Raw genomic sequence first — 19923 nt, forward strand, 5'->3', positions numbered from 1 at the left:
GGGCGGCGACGCCCCGGGGCCCGAAGGCGTCACTCGGCCCGGTAGCGCTGCTCCATCGTGCTCCGCAGCAGTTTCAGGGAGTCACGCGGCTTCAGAGCCTCGTCGGCCAGCCGGTCGAGCGTGTGCCGGTACTCCTCGGTCTCGTCACGGTCCTCAAGGAAGTGGGCGCTCCTGATGTGTTCCAGGTACACGATGTCGGGCAGGTCGAGACCACCGAAACGCAGATAAGTGATGGGGATGGCGGGTGCCGAGGCGTTCGTCACGTCCAAAGGCACGATCTGCAGGACCACGTGGGGGAGCTGAGCCATGTCGATGAGGTGGGCGAGCTGTTCGCGCATGGCTTCCCTGCTGCCCAGTACGCGCAGCAGGACGGACTCGTCGATGACGGCCCACAGTTGCGGCGCGTCCGTCCGGTCCAGCAACCGGGCCCGGCGCATCCGCAGTTCGACTCGACGATGGACCTCGGCGGCCGGGGCGTTCGGCAGGCCCCGCTCCACCACGGCCCGGGTGTAGTCCGCCGTCTGCAACAGACCGGGAACGTACTGGATCTCGAAGGTCCGGATCGCGGCGGCCGCTTCCTGGAGGCCCACCAGCCTCTCGAACCATTCAGGCATGAGGCGCTTGTCGTAGCGCTGCCACCAGCCGGGTTCATTGGCACGATGCAGCAGCTTGAGGAGCACCGAGCCTTCATAGGCGTCGGTGCCGTACAGCTGGAGCAGAGCGCGTACGTCGGTTTCGCTCGGAGGCTTGCGCCCCTTGCCCGACTCGATGCGTGAGAGCTTGGCGGCGCTGAATCCCAGCGAGCGCGCGGCCTGGTCCTGAGCGAGACCGGCGTCCTCGCGGAATCCCGCGAGTTGGACGCCGACCAGCATCTTCAGCAGCGTCGGGGCCGGTTCGGAACGCTCCAGATAGGATTCGAGCCGTGCGACGCGAGGCGACTCGGCGACCATCTTCGACTCCCCCCGACGGTACGGCACAAGGACGCAAACAGTATCGCACTGGACAGCCTGACCTCGCATCTCCGTCAGTGACTGGGGAGTTGGGCGCCCAGCTCACAGCAGGTGGTCGAACTCACCGTCCTTGGCACCCGCCAGGAAAGCCGCCAGCTCCGCCGACGTGTAGACGAGCGCGGGCCCCTCGGGATCACGGGAGTTGCGCACGGCTACGCCCCCGTCGATCCGGGCGACCTCGACACAGTTTCCCTCGGCGGTGCTGTGCCTGCTCCTGATCCAGCGGGCGTCCAGCGAGCTGGCCTGCGTCCCGTTCTCCACCTGTGGCACTGCAATCTCCTTGCTGTTCCCGTACTTGAAGACACCGAACCGGAGGCCCGGCGGCGCAGGCTCGCGATGCCACGGCTGCCCCACCTTCTTCCTTCTTCGGCCAAACAGCACGCAATTTCCCGTGCAATTGCACACGACCGCGTTCAGTGTGGATAATAACTGCAGCGCCGACAACCCCAGCCAGGACGTTGCGTCCTGACGTCACATCAGGGAGGTGACGTGCTGTCACCTGCGCGTTCAGGGCCCCCGTCGCTGCGGAAGCCCGCAGTGCCGACAAGTGGCCGAGGCAGGCTCCCCGGGCGGTACGTCACCTCGGCCTCCGCTCCGAAGGGACTCGGTCGAGGCCGGCTCGGCACGCTCGCTCTGTCCGACCACCGGGGCCTCAGCAGCCCCACGGGAGGGGCCGGCCGCCCGGGCCATCCGGTCGGTCTCGCCGTCCAACCGATACAACACGCCGGAAAGGCCTTACGCCATGCATAGCGTTCCGCCGGAGCAGCCGAGGACCGGGCAGCGAGGACATCGCAAGCCCCAGTCAGGGATGGCGACGATCACGCCGCTCACCGCCGTGGGCCGCATCCCCTGGAGCGAGATGCGGGACTCCACGGGCTCCGCCGCCGCCATCCCCCTGCTTCTCAGCGGTGTCGCCTCGGGCGACACGGAGACCGCGACGACCGCGCTCAAGAACCTGCGAGAACGAATCTGCCAGTACGGTTTCGTCGTGGAGCAGGCGACCGCCGCCACGGTCCCCTTCCTCTGGGAACTCGCACAACTGCCCCAGGTGACCTGCCGGGCGCAGATCCTGCACCTGCTCAAGAACATCGCCGACACCCGGCAGTGGGAGAGCATCGCCGGCGCCTATCCGAAGCTGCTCAACCACCGCGAGAACCCTGCCGTGTGGGAGCGCGCGGCGAGGGAGGCCGTCCATGCCCATCAGGACGCGCTCGACGTGCTGATGTCGGAGGACGACACCGAGATCGTGCACGCCACGACGGAACTCGCGCGCACGCTCGGCAGGCAGCCCTGCTGAACCGGTCGGATCAAGGCCCGGCGCCGTCCATCTTCCACGCGCCGAGCACGTTCTGCGCGGCAGCGCCGCACCGACCGGACATCGCCGCGGCCGATCGGCCGATCAGGCGTACTTCTTGGCTGCCTCGCGCCGCTGCCGCTTGCCCAGCGGAGCCTGCGAGAGGTCCTCGGCGGTGGACCTGAGGTTCGTGTAGCCGTATCCGCGTTCCGTCAGCCAGGCCGTCGCCGCTTCCTCGGCACGCTCGGTCGCGTCGAGGATGTCCTCCTCCTCTTCCCCCGCGTCCTGAAAGCGAAAGGTGAAGGCGGACCGTGCGGCGATGTCGTAGCTGAGATGCCCCGCAGGAGTGAAGGCCGCGCGCAGTACGTCGTGGGCGGCGGCGTCGGCCAGGAGCGCGGCTCGCTGATCAGCACCGAGCCCGTGGAAGACACCGCGGACGGTGATGCGGAAGGTACGAGTACTCATCGGGCGACCTTAACGAGCCAGGTGGCGGCGTTCCACTGCGTTTTCGCCCACAGCCGCACCGGCGCCAGGACCCGGTCCTGATCGCCTTCGGCCTGCTCACCAAGGTCGACCGCGCCCTGCCCTGCGGCAGCCTGCCCGGCGAGGTGCCGGACACCGGGCAACCCGGCGCGGTCCGCGACGGCCGCTGCTGGAACGGCAGAGGATCCAAGGCCTAGTTGGCTGAAAATGCACCCTCCTGGCCGAACGTCACGAGGTCTGGAACGCGCCAAGGGGCGGCGAAGTGCATGAAATTGTCGACTACCGCATGCCGTGGGTCAGTTGTCGGCAACTGAGTTTGCTTACCACACAGTGGGGCCGTGGAAGCAATTTTTCGACGAAGTGAAGTCGTGTGAGGGATGGGCCCTTTGCCGGAGCCGTGTGCCAGATGCGGTGACTAGCATGAGCGACGTACTTGATCCGGAAGATCGTCTACCGTCTTCCAGGCTCTCAGCGATGTTTCAGTCGTGGACGTACTCCTGCTCACACGGACCGAGGGACCGCGGATGTCAGTGCCTGCTCGCCCCCGCCAGCGCCGATCCGCGCAGAAGGCGGGTTCCTCCCCAGCCGTGTTCCCCGCGCTCCTGGTCGTGACGGCCGCGGGCGCCGGAGTTGCCGTCGGCCTCGCCCCCACCGGAGCCCGCCCATGGGTGGCGGGCACGGCGATCGCCGCCTGGGGCTGCCTCGCGGCCCTCGTCGCCTTCACCTCCGCCCGGTTGCGCCAGGCCCAACGCCAGGCCTGGTCGCGTACCGACGAACTGGAGATGACCAAGAACAACTGGGCGCAGCACGGCGCCGAGACGGATCAGCTGGTCAACGTGACCCTGCCGGCGATAGCCGGGCAGCTGAAGGACGGTGTCGGCGCCGACGAGGTCCTGTCCGGTCTGCCCACCCCCTCCGACCCGTACCTGCGCCGGATGCTGCACGTCTTCACCACCGAGGTCGCCGAGTCGGTACGGCGGACGGCCGAGGCGCAGTCCGAGCTGGACATGATGGGGCGCGAACTGGCCAGAGGGACGAAGGAACTCGAACACCTGACCAACGAGACCCTGCCCGCCGCGGTGGTCCTGCTGCGTGAGGGCAGTTCCGCCGACACCGTCCTCGCCAAGCTCGACTGGCCGCTGACTCCGCTGCTGCGCTCCCCCGCCGAATCGTTCATCCGTGAACTCGCGTACGCCGAGCGCCGGTCCGCCGCCGCCCAGGCCGCCTCCGCGAAGGCACTCAGCCGGGTCCAGGCCAAGACGGTCGGTATGCTCGCCGACCTCCGGGACATGCAGGACCGCCATGCCGGGGAGATCTTCGGCGATCTGCTGCGCCTGGACCACGGCACCTCCCAGCTGGGCCTCATGACCGACCGGCTCGCTCTGCTGATGGGCGGTCGCTCCAGCCGCGTCTGGAACAAGCCGATCGTCATGGAGAGCATCCTGCGCGGCTCCGTCGGCCGGATCGCCGCCTACCGGCGCGTGCGGCTGCACAACTCCAGCAAGGCCTCCATCGCCGGCTTCGCGGCCGAGGGCGTGATGCACCTGCTGGCCGAACTCATGGACAACGCCGCCAACTTCTCGCCGCCGATCGACGAGGTCCACGTGTACGTGGAGGAACGCAGCGCCGGTCTCGTCGTCACCATCGAGGACAGCGGCCTGAAGATGTCCGACGCCTCCATGCGCCGGGCGGAGGAGTCGGTGTCGGGCAAGGTCACCGACCTCGCCTCGCTGCAGGGCACCAGGCTCGGCCTGAGCGTCGTTGGACGACTCGCCGCCAAGCACGGCATCAGCGTCAACTACCGCCCCTCCTCGCGCGGCGGCACCGGCGTCGTCGTACTGCTGCCGCCCCAGCTCGTGGCCCAGCAGCGCGAGCCGGTCGCTCCCGAACGTCCGCGCCACAGCTCGGAGTTCCCGGCCACCGCGTCGGCTCCCGCGGTCGAGGAGACCTACTCCGCGCGGCCTCAGGCGGTCGCACCCGTGGATGAGGCGCCCCCGGCCGACATGCCCCGCAGGCGCACCGCGGCCACCCCGGGCGGACTGCCGGTCCGGGCGCCCGGCCGCACCATGGCCGACGCGGAACGCGGACGGCAGCCGAAGACGACGGCCGAGCCGTCCCGGGAGGAACCCGGCGGACCCGGTCCGGCGCGCGACGCCGGAAGCAGGTTCGGCGCCTTCCACCGCGGCCGCAGGACCGGCGGGACCCTCGGCGGCTCCCCCGCCGCTCCCGGCGATGACGCCGGGCACGAAACCGGGCCCGAGGCGGACGACTAGAAACCGGCACTCGCACAGCTCAGGACGCTGCAAGCCCATCCCCCCGCACTGATTCGCCGCACCCCGTTGGATTGGAGGAACGGGCCGGGTGACCATCCATTGGTCAATACCCGTCCCGCCCGTCATGGAGACCACTGACAACAGCCTCACCTGGCTCTTGATGAACCTCTTGGAGCGCACGCCCGGCACCCGTCACGCTCTCGTCCTGTCACGGGACGGCCTGAAGCTGTGCTGGACGGAGCACCTGACTCTCGACCAGGCCGACCAACTGGCGGCGATCTGCTCCGGCATCCAGGCCCTGGCGCAAGGCGCGTCCGTGGAGTTCGGTGACGGAACCGGCGGCGTCCGGCACTCCATGACCGAGTTCCACGGAGGTCTCCTGTTCATCGTGGAGGCCGGCCAGGGCGCGCATCTCGCGGTCGTCGCCGAGGAGGTCGCCGACCCGGGTGTCGTCGGCCATCAGATGACCGAGCTGGTGGAGCAGATCGGTGAACATCTGCGAGCCGAGCCCCGTACTCCCGTCGCCAGGGGTGCCTCGGCGTGAGCCGCAAACCCGTGGACATCGGCGATCCCGACCGGCTCTACACGGTCACGGGTGGACGCAGCGAGGCCGACGACGCGTTCGACCTGGTCACGCTCATCGTCAGTGAGTGCGAGCCCACCGCCGGGATGCAGTCCGAGCACACGCGGATCCTCGAGATGTGCCGGCATCCGGCGGCGCTGGTCGAGATCTCGGCCGAGCTCAAGCTGCCCATCACCGTCGTACGGATCCTCCTCGGCGACCTCCATGCCATGGGCAAGGTGAGCGCCCGTCACCCCCGCGCGGCCGAGTCCGTCGCGGCCCTCCCCGAAACCGCCCTGCTCCAGGAGGTGCTCCATGGGCTCCGCAACCTCTGAGCTGCCCGCACAGCGCACACCGCTGGCCGATGCCGCCGAGACCGGCCTCAAGATCGTCGTCGTGGGCGGTTTCGGTGTCGGCAAGACCACCCTGGTCCGCTCGGTCAGCGAGATCCGGCCGCTGAACACCGAAGAGGTGATGACGCAGGCCGGGCAGGGCGTCGACGAGACGGCAGGTGTGGAGCGAAAGACGACGACCACGGTCGCGTTCGACTTCGGGCGGATCAGTCTCAGCCAGCGGATGGTGCTCTACCTGTTCGGCGCACCGGGCCAGGAGCGCTTCTGGTTCCTGTGGGACCGGCTGTTCTCCGGCACCCTGGGCGCGATCGTCCTCGTCGACACCCGTCGTATGGAGGACTCCTGGTACGCGATCGACCGGCTCGAACACCACAAGACGCCGTTCGTCGTGGCCGTCAACCGTTTCGACGACGACGAGCACCGGTTCTCGCTCGACGAGATACGTCAGGCACTCGCTCTGGGCGACCACGTGCCCATGGTCGACTGCGACGCCCGGGTCAGGTCGTCGGGCAAGGAGGTCCTGATCACTCTCGTGGACCACCTCTACGCATTGGCACTGTCCCAGGAGGGGACATCGTGAGCGACACCACCGGCCCCCCGTCCACGAGCACGCCTCCACCGGGCTGCCCCGCACACGCCGACGCTGTGGTCCTGGGCGGTCTGGAGTACCAGCAGACGCCCTCGCAGCTGTACCGCACCATGCGCCGGGACCACGGCGCGGTGGCGCCGGTCATGCTCGACGGCGACATCCCTGCCTGGCTCGTGCTCGGCTATCCCGAGGTCAGCTATGTGACCAGCCATGACGAACTGTTCGCGCGGGACTCCCGGCGATGGAACCAGTGGCCGAACATCCCGGCGGACTGGCCCTTGCTGCCGTTCGTCGGGTACCAGCCCTCGGTCCTGTTCACCGAGGGGCAGGAGCATCAGCGCCGGGCCGGTGTCATCACCGAGGCACTGGAGGGGGTCGACCAGTTCGAACTGGCCCGCGAGTGCCAGTCCATCGCAGAGCAACTGATCTCCTCGTTCGCCGGCAGTGGTCAGGCCGAGCTGATGAACGCGTACGCGCACGCCCTGCCGGCCCGTGCGGTGCTGTGGATGTGCGGCATGCCGCAGGGCAGCGCGGACACCGAGCAGCTCGTCGACGATCTGCGGATCTCGCTCGACGCCGGTGAGGGCGACGACCCGGTGGCGGCGTACATGCGCGTCGGGGAGCGCATCATGCAGCTGGTGAAGGAGAAGCGGGAGCGTCCCGGTCCCGATGTCACCTCCCGGATGCTGCTGGACCCGGCAGGCCTCAGCGACGAGGAAATCGTGCAGGACCTGATCTCCGTCATCGCCGCGGCCCAGCAGCCGACCGCCAACTGGATCTGCAACACCCTGCGTCTGCTGCTGACCGACGAGCGCTTCGCGGTCAACGTCTCCGGCGGCCGGGTGAGTGTCGGCGACGCGCTGAACGAGGTCCTGTGGCTGGACACGCCGACACAGAATTTCATCGGCCGCTGGGCCGTACGCGACACACAGCTCGGCGGGCGGCTCATCCGCGAGGGCGACTGCCTCGTCCTCGGCCTCGCGGCGGCCAACACGGATCCTCAGATCTGGCCCGATTCACATGTCGGCGTCGAGAACTCCGCCCACCTGTCCTTCAGCAACGGCGAGCACCGCTGCCCCTATCCGGCGCCGCTCCTCGCCGACGTGATGGCACGCACCGCGGTGGAGACGCTCATGGAGCACCTGCCGGACATGGTGCTGAGTGTCGAGACGGCAGAACTGTCCTGGCGTCCGTCGATCTGGATGCGCGGCCTGACGTCCCTGCCGGTGCAGTTCACTCCGGCAGTGCATTAGAGGGGCTTCAGAAGCGCCTGGCCAAGCCTTCGTGTGCCCGGGAATGCCTCCCGGGCACACGAGGGACGTGGAGCGACGCCGGGTCCGTGCTCAGTCGGCGGCGGGGGTGAAGCGCACCGGCAGTGACTGCGGGCCGCGCGTGAAGACGCCCTGTTCGACGGGGTCGTAGCCGTCGGCGAGACGCAGGTCGGGCATGGCGTCGAGCAGTTGGTTCAGACCGATCTCGACCTCCGCCTTGGCAAGCAGCGCGCCGACGCAGAAGTGCCGCCCCAGTGCGAAGGCGAGGTGGTCGGCGGCGGCCGAGAACGCGGACGTCGTGCTGAGGTCGTCCCGGAAGATGTCGAACCGGTCGGGGTGGCCGTAGCGGCGCTCGTCCCGGTTGGCGGCTCCGATGAGGCACGTCACCGTGGCTCCCTGCGGGATGGTGCCGCCGGAGACCTCGACCTCGGTGGCCGACTGCCGCATGATCATGTGGACCGGCGGGGTGTAGCGCAGCGTCTCGGCGAAGGCCGCGGAGATCAGGCTCCGGTCCTCGCGGACCGCCGCCAGTTGCTCAGGGTGCAGCAGCAGGTTGGCGAGGATGCTGGCGATCGCCTTGTCCGTGGTCTCCCCGCCGGCGGCGAGCAGCAGGCTGCAGAACGCCTTGATGTCCTCGTCGCTCATCCGGACACCGTCGACCTCGGCGGCGCAGAGCGTGGACAGCAGGTCGTCGCCCTGGTGGTCACGCCGGTCGCGGATGATCGGGATCATGTACTCGGCGAACTCCCTGCGGGTGCGCTCGCCCGCGGCGGCCACCTCGGGATCACCGGAGAGGTTGCCGAGGAAGGCGATGACCGCCGTGTACCAGCCGTGGAAGCGGGCGTGGTCGGCCTTGTCCAGGCCCAGCATGTCCGCGATGACGTTGACCGGGAACCGGGTCGCGTAGTCGCTGACTATGTCGGCGGAGCCGGATCGCCGGAAGGTGTCGATGAGCGCGAGCGAGTTGCGCTCGATGACCGGCAGGAACTTCTCCTGCAGGTCGCTGCCCCGGAACGCGGGGGCGACGAGTGCGCGCCGCACCGCGTGCTCCCGGCCGCTGAGCTGGAGGATCGTCTTGCCGTGGACCGGCTCCAGCTGCCAGTCGTAGTTGGCTGTCGTGAACTCGGACTTCTTGTCCTTGAAGACACGTTCGACGTCGTCGTAGCGGGAGATGATGTAGCTCTTGGTGGCCTCGTGCCAGATCAGAGGTTGCTTCTCTCGCATCGCCGCGTATGCGGGGTAGGGATCCGCGGCGAACTCGGGCGAGAGGATGTCGGGCACCTGCTCGGCAGTGGACACGGGACTCCTCCGGGTTGATGCGTGCCGTCGAGGAACAGGTTAATGATCTTTCGGTGGCTCAAACAGTACAGTCCTGGCCGAAGTTGAACACCTGGCCAGGCTGCTTCGAGTGGGCCCCAGATCTCGCGTTCCGCCACATTCAGTATCGAAATTCGATCACTTTCGGCCGTTCCGCCGGAATTGGGTGACCGTTCCGTCACGGGGGCCGCGACAGCCCACACGGCGTCGCGCCGCCGCCTCTCGAACCGGCGAACAATTCCGGCCACGACTCATACGGCACGTGTCATGGCGGCCTCCGTGACGAAGGCCGCCATGCCGGGGAGAAGTGGTCCGCGGTCGACCGCCGCGTGATGGACCAGGCGGCGGCCATCCCGGTGTACGTTCCGGTGCGCACGTTCTCCACACCTCCAGGCTGCAGGGGCTCCGGGCGGACCTGGACGGGCTGTCGCAGCTCAACGCGTATGTGAGCGAGTGACAGCCGACGCCTGCCTCGCGTGTACGGGTACTACGTGTCCGAGTACTACGTGTCCGAGTACTACTCGCCGGGCCCGATGCGGTAGGTCCCCGGCGTCTGTCCCATGGTGCGTCTGAAGGTGTCGATGAACGCGCTGGTCGTCGCCCAACCGCACTGCCGCCCCGTCTCGCTGACGTTCGCTCCTTCCGCCAGCAGCACCATCGCGTGAAAGACCCGGACATTGGTCCTCCACCGCGGATACGTCATGCCGAACTCGGTCCTGAACAGCCGGGCCAGGGTGCGCTCGCTCACGCCGACGCGCTGTGCCAGCCAGGCTGCGGTCCGCGGCTGCCGCAGATCGTCGGTCACCAGCGCGCACGCCTGACGCAGCAGAGGGTTGTCCGAGGTGGGCAGTGTCAACGGCTCGATGAGGGCGCGCGCCAACCGGTCCCGCAGGACGGCACGCAGGCGGCGTGCCTGCGGCCGCGGGAGTGACGGCTCGCTGCACGCGATGATCAGTTCGCGCACCAGGGCGTCCACGGCCACGACGGCCGGCACCTCGGACCTGAGCAGGACATCGTGGACCGGGAAGCCAAGTGTGTGCACGGAGCTGTGCCCGTGGACCCGGTGCTGGTGCCAGGTCCCCGCCGGAATCCACATGGCGCGTGCGCTGGACGCCACCCACGACGCCTCGCCCGTCTGCACCGCCAGCACACCGGCACTGACGTAGAGGAGCTGGTGGTAGCCGTGCTGATGGCGGCCGATGAGCTCACCCGCGAGGTGCGCGTGAGTGCTGTCCCTGGGTTCCGCCACCATCGGTTCCGCCTGGCTGTTCTCCGACATATGACGGCAGAATAACGGAAGCGGCACACTGCATGGTCCTGCCAGCGTAAGGACCATGCCCACCACGCCTCACACCCCGCCCGGCCTTCCGCCTGTCGTCCCGCCCAGGTCGAAGTCCCGGATGACCTCCGCTCTGCGCGGCGTCGCACTCGACACCCGCCCGCTGGCACTCCCCGTCTTCCGGCGCCTGCTGCTCGGGCAGAGCGCGGCTTATGTCGGGACCATGGTCACCGCGGTCACCATCCCGATACAGGTGTACGCGCTCTCCCACTCGTCGCTGTCCGTGGGCCTGACGGGACTGGCCGGGCTCGCACCACTCGTGTTCTTCGGCCTGTACGGGGGTGTCGTCGCCGACCGGTTCGACCGCCGTGCGGTGTACCTGGCCTCCGCCCTCGTCACCTGGGTGACCACCCTGGCCCTGCTGTTCCAGGCGGTGGCCGAGCTGCGCTCGGTCCCCGTCATCCTCGGTCTCGTGGCCGTCCAGGCCGGCGCGTTCGCCATGTCGTCCGCCGCCCGAGGGGCGATCATCCCCCGCGTCGTTCCCACCCATCTGGTGCCCGCCGCGAACACGCTGTACTTCACCGCCGGCAATGTCGGCCAGGTCGCCGGACCGCTGGTGGCAGGCATCCTCATCTCCCTGCCGAACGGCTACTGCTGGGCCTACGGGGCCGACTCCCTGCTCTTCTCTCTCCTGCTGTACTCGGCCCTCCGCCTGCCCTCGATCATGCCGACCGGATCGAAGGAGTCGATCGGGTCCAACGGGGCCAACGGGTCAGGGGACCGGACCGGCGGGCTGCGCTCGGTCCTGGACGGGGTGCGGTTCATCGCGGCGGCCCCCGTGCTCTGGATGTCCTTCGCGGTCGACATCGCGGCGATGACCCTGGCCATGCCCACCGCCCTGTTCCCGGAAGCCGCACAGGTGCGCTTCGGCGGAGGAGCGGGACTGCTGTACTCGGCCATCGCCATCGGATCCGTCTCGGCGGGACTGTTCAGCGGATGGATCGGCCGCGTACGCCGTCAAGGCCGGGCGCTGGCCATCGCCGTCATCGTCTGGGCGGGGGCCATCGCCCTCGCCGGCACCGTCCACCATCTCCTCGCCGCCGTGGTCCTCCTGGCCGCTGCCGGCGCGGCGGACCTGGTCAGCGCGGTCTATCGCCAGACGATCCTGCAGACCTACGCGCCCGACGCGCTGCGCGGCCGTCTGCAGGGCGTATTCACCGTCGTCGTCGCGGGCGGTCCCCTTCTCGGAGACATGCGCGCCGGAGCGATGGCCGCCGCCACCGGACTCAGCCTCGCGTGGACAGGCAGCGCACTGCTCTGCATCGTCGTCGTCCTCCTCGGCGCACTGCTCGTACGACCGTTCTGGACCTACGACGTCACCTCGGTGCAGGAATGTCCAACCCGCGCAACTGCCCTTTAGAATTTGACCTGTTGCTTCACCAACCTGCCGCGGTAGCCCGATCCCGTCGTCCGGTGGCACAGCCCGCTGTTGAACGCTGTCGAAGGAGCACACGATGCAGGATCGGCCCGAAGACATCCCGGCGCAACCTGAATCACAGTCCCAGCCGCAGCCTCAATCCCAACCCCAACCCCAGGCACACCAACAGCCGTCATCGACGCCGAGACCCGAGCCCGAGCCCGCTCCCAATCCGTACCCGCACCCGGGGAACAGTTACGGACCGCCTCCGGCTTATCCCCCGGCCCAGCACTACGCGTACGGACAACCGTCGGGCTTCCCGCCGCCGGCCGGCGGCAAGGGCACCGCAGGACGCGCGGTGCTGTGGGCGGCGGTGGGTGCCGTGGTCGCCTCCGCGCTGTGGGCGGGCGCCCTCTTCCTTCTCGACCCGCTCGGCGACGACCCGGATCTGAGGGGGTACCGGGCCAAGGCCAATCTCTGCTCCGCGGTCGACTACACCGCCCTCAGGACCGAGTACGCCGAAGAGGACAACGCTCCCACGCACAACTCGCTCAAACACAAGGCCATCGATCAGAGCTACTGCAGCATCTCCTTGAAGAAATCTTCCAGCTCCTCCTACTCCGACGCGTACCTGTCGGTGCAGATGGAACTCCACAAGGAGACCGACCCCGGCGTCGAGTTCACCGCTCTGTGGTCCGAGTACAGCCAGCGATACGAGGACTACGACGTCGAGAAGGTGTCCGGTTTCGGGGACGAGGCCTATCTCGTGACCGAGGACACCACGTCCGGCTCGGGGACCAGCGGCAGCCGGGCGGTGATCCTGGCGGTACGCGACGGCTGGATGACGTACCAGATGAGCTGGAGCGTCTATCCGTCGTCCTACGAGACAGCCACTCCGCCCGCGATCGGCGAGGTCTCGCGGTGGGTGAAGACCGACACCCGGTCGACGATGGAGAACCTCCGGTCCGCCTGACCGAACGGCACCCCGGCCCCGGCCCCGGCCCGGCACTCGCCGAAACCCTCACCCGTCTCACCGACGCCCCCGTCATCTGTCACCCGTCACCCGTCACCCGTCACCCGTCACCCGTCACCCGTCACCCGGAAGTCTCCGTACTCAGGTCTGGCGCCGATCCCCGAGGTGGCGCACATAGTCCGCCAGGATCGGCCGCTCCGGACTGATCAAGGTTGCGGGGACGTCGTCCGGTGCGAAGAATCGCCAGTGCGTGTTCTCCCCTACGTCCAGGGACACCACTGCACCTTCCGGGAGCGCGGTCAGATAGGCGGCGGTGACGTTGTAGATCTCGTCACCGTTGGGGTAGCGGTAGTAGCAGGAAGCCCCGGAGTAGATGCCGAGCAGTTCCAGCTGCCCGACGGCCAGCCCCGTCTCCTCCAGCACTTCGCGCCTGCCCGTCTCCTCGAAGGACTCGCCGGGCTCCATGATTCCGCCGGGAAGGCCCCAGCCACCGGTGTCGGCCCGGGTCAGCAGCAGGACCCTGCCCTCAGGATCGGTGACCAGTACCGAGGTTCCGGGGAGAACCAGCGGCCTCGTACCCACCGCCTGACGGAGTGCCGAGACGTAGTCGTCCATGGCTTTGCCCCTTCGTGTCGCACGTATCGCACGTATCGCCTGACCAGTCGAGGTCTGTGAGCCACACCGACTACGGCGGCGGGCTCGTCACGATGACGAACGCGGGCTTGCCGACCCCGCCGCCGGGCCGTTCACGACTCCGCCGGTTCGTCACCCGCGTCGAGAGCCCACCCGGCCGCCTGCGGCATGAACCTGTTCCCGGCCGCGTGCGCGGCCATCCGGGCGTTGCGTGTCAGGGCCTCGGGTCCGTCCGGCAGGTGGAACTCACCGCCCGCCCGCGCGGCGCCGGTCTGCACGCTCGTAGCGGTGGCCAGCCGTGTGCGCACATACCGGTCGAGCGCGTCAGGCACCTCGGCCGGTGTGGCACCTGTGAGGACGTCGCCGAGCACGGCCGCGTCCACGATCGCCTGGGCCGCGCCCTGGGCCAGGAAGGGCACCATCGCGTGGGCGCTGTCGCCCAGCAGGGTCACCCGCCCGACGTTCCACCGCGCGAGCGGGGCACGCGTGTAGATCCCGTAGCGGAACACCTGCCCCGCGCGCTCCAGGATGCTGAGCACCCGAGAGTCCCACCCCTCGAACTCGCGTAACTGCTCCCCCGGTTCGGCCCGGGCGGTCCACGACTCCCGCGCCGCCTCCGCCGTGAATACGGCCACCACGTTGAGCAGTTCTCCGCAACGTACCCAGTAGTGGACGAAGTGCCGGCTCGGACCCATCCAGACGGCAAGTTCTGGAAGGTCCAGATCAGCCACCTTGCCGGCCGGGAGCAGCGTCCGGTAGGCAGCGGTCTTCGAGAAGAGCGCCTCGTCCGCGCCGAAGAGCCACTGGCGTGCCGCGGACCGTATCCCGTCGGCGGCCACGACCAGGTCCGCGCTGAGACGCTCGCCGCTCGCCGTGGTCACCCAGGCGGTCTTGTCGTCCTGGTCGATTCCCACGATCGTGGTGTTCAGGCGCACCGCCTCGGTCGGTACCACGGCTGCCAGCACCTCGTGCAGGTCGGCCCGGTGGAGGAGCAGGTAGGGCGCCCCGAACTCGTCCTCCACCGCACGTCCCAGCAGGTAGCGGCAGATGTCGGCCCCGTCGGACCAGGTGCGGAAGCACACCTGGGAGGGGTGGACGGCCCATGCGGACACCGCATCCAGCACGCCCAGCCGGCGCAGCACTCGCGTGGCGTTGGGCGCGAGCTGGATCCCGGCACCGCCCTCGGTGAACCGCGGCATCTGTTCGACCAGTGTCACTTCATGACCGGCCCGGCGCAGGCTCAGCGTCGCCACCAGTCCACCGATTCCCGCCCCCACAACGATCGCCCGCACAGCTCAACCCCACCTCGGCTCACTCGCACACGACGTCCGAAGCCATCATCCGCCTCGAACCGCATCCAATGCCCGGCATCCTGCCGATCCGCCACAGGCCACGCACGTGCTGGTGCGGAAATTCGTTGAACAACATCTGGGCCGGCGGCGAACGTTGACGCAATGCAACAGGAGAAGATCTGGAACGCCGATGCTGCCCAGCGGTACGACACGCCCGGCGCCGGCATGTTCTCGCCCGAGACTCTGGGTCCGACCCTGGACCGCCTCGCACACCTCGCGGGGGAAGGGGCAGCCCTTGAGTTCGCCGTAGGGACCGGTCGGGTGGCCATCCCGCTCACCGAGCGGGGAGTCCCTGTCACCGGCGTCGAGTTGTCACTGCCGATGGTGCAGCAACTGCGCACCAAGGCGGACGAGGCGACGATCCCGGTGATCATGGGTGACATGGCGACGACTGTCGTCCCAGGTGAGTACAGCCTGGTCTATCTCGTCTACAACACGATCTCGAACCTGCTCACACAGGCTGAGCAGGTCGAGTGTTTCCGCAACGCTGCCCGGCACCTCTCGCCGGGTGGCCGGTTCGTGATCGAACTCTGGGTACCCGAATTGCGCAGGCTTCCGCCAGGCCAGCGGGCCATCGTCTGCCAGTCCGAGCCCGGCTACATCTGTCTGGACACCTATGACGTCCTGCGCCAGCAGGTCGTGTCGCACTATTTCCGGTTCGACGAGACCGAGCAGGCGCAGCTGTTCCGCACTCCTCAACGCTACATCTGGCCCGCCGAACTCGACCTCATGGCACCGCTGGCCGGCTTCGAGCTGGAGACCAGGCACGGGGACTGGGACGGCTCCGCGTTCACCGCCGAGTCACGTTCTCACGTCTCCGTCTACCGCTTGCCCATGGCTCTCGGTGAGAAGTCGGGACTCTCTGACAACTTTTCCAAAAGTTGAACCATTGCACCGTCCGCCTCGTCCTGGTGGTTGAGGCGGCACTGCGACGTGAGACAACTCGTGGTGCCGTTGAGGCGCATGAACGTTTCCAGGAAGGCTGTCGGAGTGGTGTTAGTGAATCAGAGGGCGAGAAGGGTCGGCTCGATCGCGGGGGCCGCAGTGGCGGCGGTCGTGGGTCTTGCAGGCTGCTCGGACGACGCGGACCCTGCCGCGGACAAGAAGTCGTCCGCGAACAGCTCGCCCACAGCTGACGCGGAGAAGCCCGGCGACGACGCCTCGGCGTCCTCGTCGGCTTCGGACGCGGACCAGTCCACAGCCGAGGGGGCTGTCGCTGGGTGGGTCACGGCAGTCATCAAGGGCCAGCCGGAGGAGGCGTGTCTGCTGATGGCCGAACCAGCGACCGGCTCCAAGCCCGCGCAGGTCGGCAGTGAGGCCAAGTGTGGCGAGGACGCGCCCGAGAGAAAGGAGATGGAGGCCACCCTCGGGCAGTTCCGTGAATCGTTCACGCCCAAGCCGCCCACGGACGACCCGAAGGTGGAAGTCACGCAGCCCCCGGCCACCGGTGACAAGGTGGAGGTACCTGCCGACAAGATCACTGTCGACGGCCAGACCCTCGACAAGATCGTCTTGTCCCACTCCACCGGAGTGACCGCGGACCAGCTGGACATCAAGGTCGAGTCCAGCAAGATCAAAGATGTCTGGTACGTGACGAATCTCGACTTCAACATCGGCTAGCAGCTCTTGTTGCGAGACGCATCACCCTGGCCGTCGGTGAGCACGCCCACTGGGCTCGGTGATCTGACGAACAGCCAGAGGGCCCGACCGGAGGCGTCGCTACGACAGGACACCCGGTCGGGCCTTCCGCCTGTACGGACGCGCCTGACGCCTGTACGGGCACGCCTTCCGCCTGTGGCACAGTCGGTCCGGCGCTCCCCACGCGCTACAGACGGCGCGCCAGGAGGTCGAGGAGTGCTGTCCAGTGCCGGTCGGACGCCTCGGCGCTGTACATGGCGGTATCGGCCTGGGTGAATCCATGATGAGCGTCGGCGTACACCTCGGTGCGGTGCCGGACTCCGGCTTCGCTGAGCGCCTTCTCCAAGCGCTCGATCTGCTCTGCGGGGTTGGTGGAGTCCTGGTCGGCGTGGCCGAAGTACACCTCGGCCGTGATGCGGTCGGCGACGAGGTGGGGACTGTCCGGTTCCTCGGTGGCGAGGTGGGCGCCGTGGAATCCGGCCGCGGCGGCGACACGGTCCGAGTAGGTACCTGCCGTACGAAGCGCCAAGCCGGCTCCCATGCAGTACCCGGTGATGCCCGCAGGCCCGTCGGCGGTCAGCGGCGACACCGCGAGCCAGTCCAGGTAGGCGGCCGCATCGCGCATGGCCCCCTCGGGGGTGAGTGTCCGGGCGGCGACGCCGATGCTGCGGAAGATCTCCGGTCGTTCGGCGGGGTTGATGAACTCGGGCAGCGGCACGACCGGGGCCGGCCCGTGCCGGTAGAAGACGTTCGGGACGAGGACCGTGTAGCCCGCCCCGGCCAGCCGGTCCGCCATGCTTTCGAGGTGCGGCCGCAGGCCGAAAGCGTCCATGTACAGCAGGACAGGCGGGTGCGGTGCGCCGTCGTCGGGGTGACTCAGGTAGGCGTCGGCCGTGCCGTCCGGGGTCGGGACGTGGACGGTCGATCCCAGTGTCGAGGTCATGGGTGGCAGGGCTCATTTCCTGGGGTGGGACGTCGACGCAGCAGTCAGTGCGACGTCGAACCACATCTGATATTCATACCTGATACTCAGCGTCAGGTTAGAGACTGACCTTCCTTCTAGGCAAGCGGACACACGGCTAGGATCATCGCGTGAACACGGGCGGACGGGGCAGGACCAGGGACATCGCAAGGGCAGCCGTACGAGCCGAACTGGCGCAGGTGGCCTTCGAGTTGTTCCGTCGCCAGGGCTTCGACCGGGTCACACTGGACGACCTCGCTCAAGCCGCCGGCGTCTCGCGCAGCACCCTGCTGCGCTACTTCGACACCAAAGAGGACGCGGTTCTCGCAGCGTACGACGGGCTGGAGTTGAAGGTCGCAGCGGCTCTTCGCGACCGGCCCGCCGACGAGGACGACTGGTCGGCACTGCGTCACGCCATGAACGTCCTCCTGGAGCGCCATCGACGTGATCCGGCCGGTGCCCTGGCCACGGCCCGGCTTGTCGGCGACCACCCCGGCCTGCGCGCCCGGCAGTTGGAGAAGCAGCACCGCTGGCGACCCGCGCTGGCCCAGGCCCTGGCCGACCGCCAGGACACCTCCGGGGATCCGACACTCGCTCAGTCGGTACGGGCCGCGGCCGCGCTGGACTGCCTCAATGTCACGCAGGATTACTGGATCGAGTCGGACGGACGACTGGACCTCATCGCACTTCTCGACGAGGCTTTCGCCGCGTTGGCGCCGCAGCCGCAGCCGCAGCCGTAGCGCCAAGGTGCGCGGGTCCGGGCGACCGGCCAGGGGCCCGCTCCGCCCAGCGGTACGACACCCGGCGCACGCCATAAACAAAGGCACGCCATAAACAAAGGCAAGGAGTTAAACCACTCCTTGCCACTCTTAATTTATAGGGCACCGGGGGGCTTGCGGCAAGGCCCCGGTCGTGCCGCAGAATCACCGGTCGAAGCCTGAATTCACCGAATCGGCTTCGAGATGTGACGTCGTTCAGTTGAGGTTCTGATGATTGGCGAGTTGGGGTTCTGATGATTGACGTGATCGTGGCCGGCGGCGGACCGACCGGCCTGATGCTGGCCGGCGAGTTGCGACTGCACGGTGTGCGCGTGGTCGTGGTGGAGAAGTTGTCCGAGCCCACCGCGGAGACCCGCGGGCGCGGACTGCACACGCGCAGCGTCGAGATGATGGATCAGCGCGGCCTGCTGGACCGGTTCCTCGCGGTCAGTGAGAAGTTTCAGGTCGGCGGGTTCTTCGGCGGCATCATGAAGCCGTGGCCGGACCGGCTGGACACGGCTCACCCGTACGGTTTGTCCACCCTGCAGCCGGTCACCGAGCAACTGCTCAACGAGCGTGCCCTCGAACTCGGTGTCGAGATCCGGCGCGGCTGCGAAGTGGTCGGGCTGAGCCAGGACGGCGATGGGGCCGAGGGCGAGGACGAGGCTGATGACAGGGGCGGGGACGGGGGCCGGGGCCGGGGCGGGCTGACCGTCGAGCTGGCGGACGGCACGCGACTGCGTTCGCGCTATCTCGTCGGGTGCGACGGCGGCCGCAGCGTGGTGCGCAAACTGCTCGGCGTCGGTTTCCCCGGCGAGCCCGCGAAGGTCGAGACGCTGCTCGGCGACATGGAGATGACCGAAGATCCGGCGACAGTCGACGCCGTCGTCGCGGAGGTCCGCAAGACCCACCTGCGATTCGGCACCATGCCCAACGGGGACGGCACGCACCGCGTCATCGTGCCCGCCGACGGTGTGGCCGAGGAGCGTACGACCGCGCCCGCCCTCGGGGAGTTCAAGCAGCGGTTGCGGGCGATCGCGGGCACCGACTTCGGCGTGCACTCGCCGCGCTGGCTGTCCCGGTTCGGTGACGCCACCCGGCAGGCCGAGCGCTATCGGGTCGGCCGGGTGCTGCTGGCAGGCGACGCGGCGCACATCCACCCGCCGACCGGCGGGCAGGGACTCAACCTCGGCGTACAGGACGCTTTCAACCTGGGCTGGAAACTGGCCGCCGCGGTCAACGGCTGGGCACCGGAGGGGCTGCTGGACAGCTACCACGACGAGCGGCATCCAGTGGGCGCCCGCGTACTGGCCAACACCCGCGCGCAGATCACACTGCTGGGGACCGATCCAGGTGCGATCGCGCTGCGGGAGCTGCTCTCGAAGCTGATGGACTTCGAGGAGGTGAACCGGTACGTGACCGAGATGATCACCGCGGTAGCGATCCGCTACGACTTCGGCGAGGGTCACGAGCTGCTCGGCCGACGGATGCGAGACGTGGGGCTGAAACGGGGTCGCCTCTACGAGCTGATGCATGACGGCCGCGGGCTGCTGCTCGACCAGACCGGCGGGCTTTCGATGGCGGGCTGGACAGACCGGGTCGACCACGTCGTCGACGTCAGCGAGGAACTGGACGTGCCCGCGGTGCTGTTGCGGCCGGACGGCCACGTGGCATGGGTCGGTGACGATCAGCGGGATCTGCTCGACCATGTGACCAAGTGGTTCGGCACAGCCGCTGGTTGAGCACACGGTAATGGCCGA

At 68.5% G+C, this 19923-nt stretch carries 20 protein-coding genes; 12 read left to right on the plus strand and 8 right to left on the minus strand.

The genetic code is table 11. The features are described 5' to 3' along the window. Positions 1 to 29: 29 nt before the first annotated feature. Together AB0D14_RS31330 and AB0D14_RS31335 are read right to left on the minus strand one after the other, a co-directional pair. Positions 30 to 950 carry a helix-turn-helix transcriptional regulator gene (locus AB0D14_RS31330; protein WP_362785894.1) on the minus strand — a complete coding sequence of 307 codons (921 nt, stop codon included), beginning with the start codon at positions 948 to 950 and terminating at the stop codon, positions 30 to 32. Positions 951 to 1052: 102 nt separating this feature from the next. Next, on the minus strand, positions 1053 to 1280 hold the full coding sequence (locus tag AB0D14_RS31335; protein ID WP_362785895.1) for a DUF397 domain-containing protein: 228 nt from the start codon (positions 1278 to 1280) through the stop codon (positions 1053 to 1055). Positions 1281 to 1752: 472 nt separating this feature from the next. Between AB0D14_RS31335 and AB0D14_RS31340 the strand changes: the two genes are divergently transcribed. Next, positions 1753 to 2307 (plus strand): hypothetical protein, encoded by a 555-nt coding sequence (locus AB0D14_RS31340; RefSeq protein WP_362785897.1) that lies wholly within the window; start codon positions 1753 to 1755, stop codon positions 2305 to 2307. A gap of 102 nt (positions 2308 to 2409) precedes the next feature. On the opposite strand, the gene AB0D14_RS31345 is transcribed toward AB0D14_RS31340, so the two are convergent. Further along, positions 2410 to 2769 (minus strand): DUF6204 family protein, encoded by a 360-nt coding sequence (locus tag AB0D14_RS31345; RefSeq protein ID WP_362785898.1) that lies wholly within the window; start codon positions 2767 to 2769, stop codon positions 2410 to 2412. A gap of 542 nt (positions 2770 to 3311) precedes the next feature. Between AB0D14_RS31345 and AB0D14_RS31350 the strand changes: the two genes are divergently transcribed. The 5 genes from AB0D14_RS31350 to AB0D14_RS31370 all read left to right on the plus strand — a co-directional run bounded on the left by AB0D14_RS31350 (position 3312) and on the right by AB0D14_RS31370 (position 7817). Beyond that, on the plus strand, positions 3312 to 5060 hold the full coding sequence (locus tag AB0D14_RS31350) for an ATP-binding protein (RefSeq protein WP_362785900.1): 1749 nt from the start codon (positions 3312 to 3314) through the stop codon (positions 5058 to 5060). 124 nt (positions 5061 to 5184) lie between these two features. Then, positions 5185 to 5604 carry a roadblock/LC7 domain-containing protein gene (locus AB0D14_RS31355; protein ID WP_362785986.1) on the plus strand — a complete coding sequence of 140 codons (420 nt, stop codon included), beginning with the start codon at positions 5185 to 5187 and terminating at the stop codon, positions 5602 to 5604. Next, the gene (locus AB0D14_RS31360) at positions 5601 to 5957 is read left to right on the plus strand and encodes a DUF742 domain-containing protein (protein WP_362785902.1); all 357 of its coding nucleotides are present in this window, start codon (positions 5601 to 5603) and stop codon (positions 5955 to 5957) included. Before AB0D14_RS31355 ends, AB0D14_RS31360 begins: the two co-directional genes overlap by 4 nt. Further along, complete coding sequence (locus tag AB0D14_RS31365) at positions 5938 to 6555, plus strand: ATP/GTP-binding protein (protein WP_362785904.1); 618 nt, start codon at positions 5938 to 5940, stop codon at positions 6553 to 6555. Before AB0D14_RS31360 ends, AB0D14_RS31365 begins: the two co-directional genes overlap by 20 nt. Next, positions 6552 to 7817 carry a cytochrome P450 gene (locus tag AB0D14_RS31370; RefSeq protein ID WP_362785906.1) on the plus strand — a complete coding sequence of 422 codons (1266 nt, stop codon included), beginning with the start codon at positions 6552 to 6554 and terminating at the stop codon, positions 7815 to 7817. The genes AB0D14_RS31365 and AB0D14_RS31370 overlap by 4 nt, the downstream gene beginning before the upstream one ends. Before the next feature lie 90 nt (positions 7818 to 7907). Here the strand turns inward: AB0D14_RS31370 and AB0D14_RS31375 are convergent, their stop codons facing one another. Beyond that, on the minus strand, positions 7908 to 9134 hold the full coding sequence (locus AB0D14_RS31375) for a cytochrome P450 (protein ID WP_362785907.1): 1227 nt from the start codon (positions 9132 to 9134) through the stop codon (positions 7908 to 7910). Positions 9135 to 9669: 535 nt separating this feature from the next. Further along, positions 9670 to 10431, minus strand: a complete 762-nt coding sequence (locus AB0D14_RS31380; protein WP_362785908.1) for an AraC family transcriptional regulator — start codon at positions 10429 to 10431, stop codon at positions 9670 to 9672. A 55-nt stretch (positions 10432 to 10486) separates the two neighbouring features. Between AB0D14_RS31380 and AB0D14_RS31385 the strand changes: the two genes are divergently transcribed. Then, a complete protein-coding gene (locus tag AB0D14_RS31385) occupies positions 10487 to 11851 on the plus strand; it encodes an MFS transporter (protein ID WP_362785909.1) in 1365 nt (454 codons plus the stop codon). Between the two features lie 355 nt (positions 11852 to 12206). After that, the gene (locus tag AB0D14_RS31390) at positions 12207 to 12821 is read left to right on the plus strand and encodes a hypothetical protein (RefSeq protein ID WP_362785911.1); all 615 of its coding nucleotides are present in this window, start codon (positions 12207 to 12209) and stop codon (positions 12819 to 12821) included. A 141-nt stretch (positions 12822 to 12962) separates the two neighbouring features. Here the strand turns inward: AB0D14_RS31390 and AB0D14_RS31395 are convergent, their stop codons facing one another. Both AB0D14_RS31395 and AB0D14_RS31400 read right to left on the minus strand, forming a co-directional pair. After that, complete coding sequence (locus AB0D14_RS31395) at positions 12963 to 13436, minus strand: NUDIX hydrolase (protein WP_362785913.1); 474 nt, start codon at positions 13434 to 13436, stop codon at positions 12963 to 12965. A 131-nt stretch (positions 13437 to 13567) separates the two neighbouring features. Next, positions 13568 to 14746 (minus strand): FAD-dependent monooxygenase, encoded by a 1179-nt coding sequence (locus AB0D14_RS31400; RefSeq protein WP_362785915.1) that lies wholly within the window; start codon positions 14744 to 14746, stop codon positions 13568 to 13570. 162 nt (positions 14747 to 14908) lie between these two features. Here AB0D14_RS31400 and AB0D14_RS31405 point away from each other — a divergent pair, with 162 nt between their 5' ends. Beyond that, positions 14909 to 15691, plus strand: coding sequence for a class I SAM-dependent methyltransferase (locus tag AB0D14_RS31405; protein WP_362785916.1), 783 nt, complete (start codon positions 14909 to 14911; stop codon positions 15689 to 15691). Between the two features lie 78 nt (positions 15692 to 15769). Then, positions 15770 to 16426 carry a hypothetical protein gene (locus AB0D14_RS31410; protein ID WP_362785918.1) on the plus strand — a complete coding sequence of 219 codons (657 nt, stop codon included), beginning with the start codon at positions 15770 to 15772 and terminating at the stop codon, positions 16424 to 16426. A 205-nt stretch (positions 16427 to 16631) separates the two neighbouring features. Here AB0D14_RS31410 and AB0D14_RS31415 read toward each other — a convergent pair whose 3' ends face one another. Next, positions 16632 to 17387 carry a dienelactone hydrolase family protein gene (locus tag AB0D14_RS31415; RefSeq protein WP_362785920.1) on the minus strand — a complete coding sequence of 252 codons (756 nt, stop codon included), beginning with the start codon at positions 17385 to 17387 and terminating at the stop codon, positions 16632 to 16634. 149 nt (positions 17388 to 17536) lie between these two features. On the opposite strand from AB0D14_RS31415, the gene AB0D14_RS31420 reads away from it, so the two are divergent. Continuing rightward, positions 17537 to 18145 carry a TetR family transcriptional regulator gene (locus AB0D14_RS31420; protein ID WP_362785922.1) on the plus strand — a complete coding sequence of 203 codons (609 nt, stop codon included), beginning with the start codon at positions 17537 to 17539 and terminating at the stop codon, positions 18143 to 18145. A 272-nt stretch (positions 18146 to 18417) separates the two neighbouring features. Beyond that, positions 18418 to 19905, plus strand: a complete 1488-nt coding sequence (rox, locus tag AB0D14_RS31425; protein ID WP_362785924.1) for a rifampin monooxygenase — start codon at positions 18418 to 18420, stop codon at positions 19903 to 19905. Positions 19906 to 19923: the final 18 nt, after the last annotated feature.

The sequence above is a fragment of the Streptomyces sp. NPDC048484 genome (genome assembly GCF_040651415.1).
Lineage (GTDB): Bacteria > Actinomycetota > Actinomycetes > Streptomycetales > Streptomycetaceae > Streptomyces.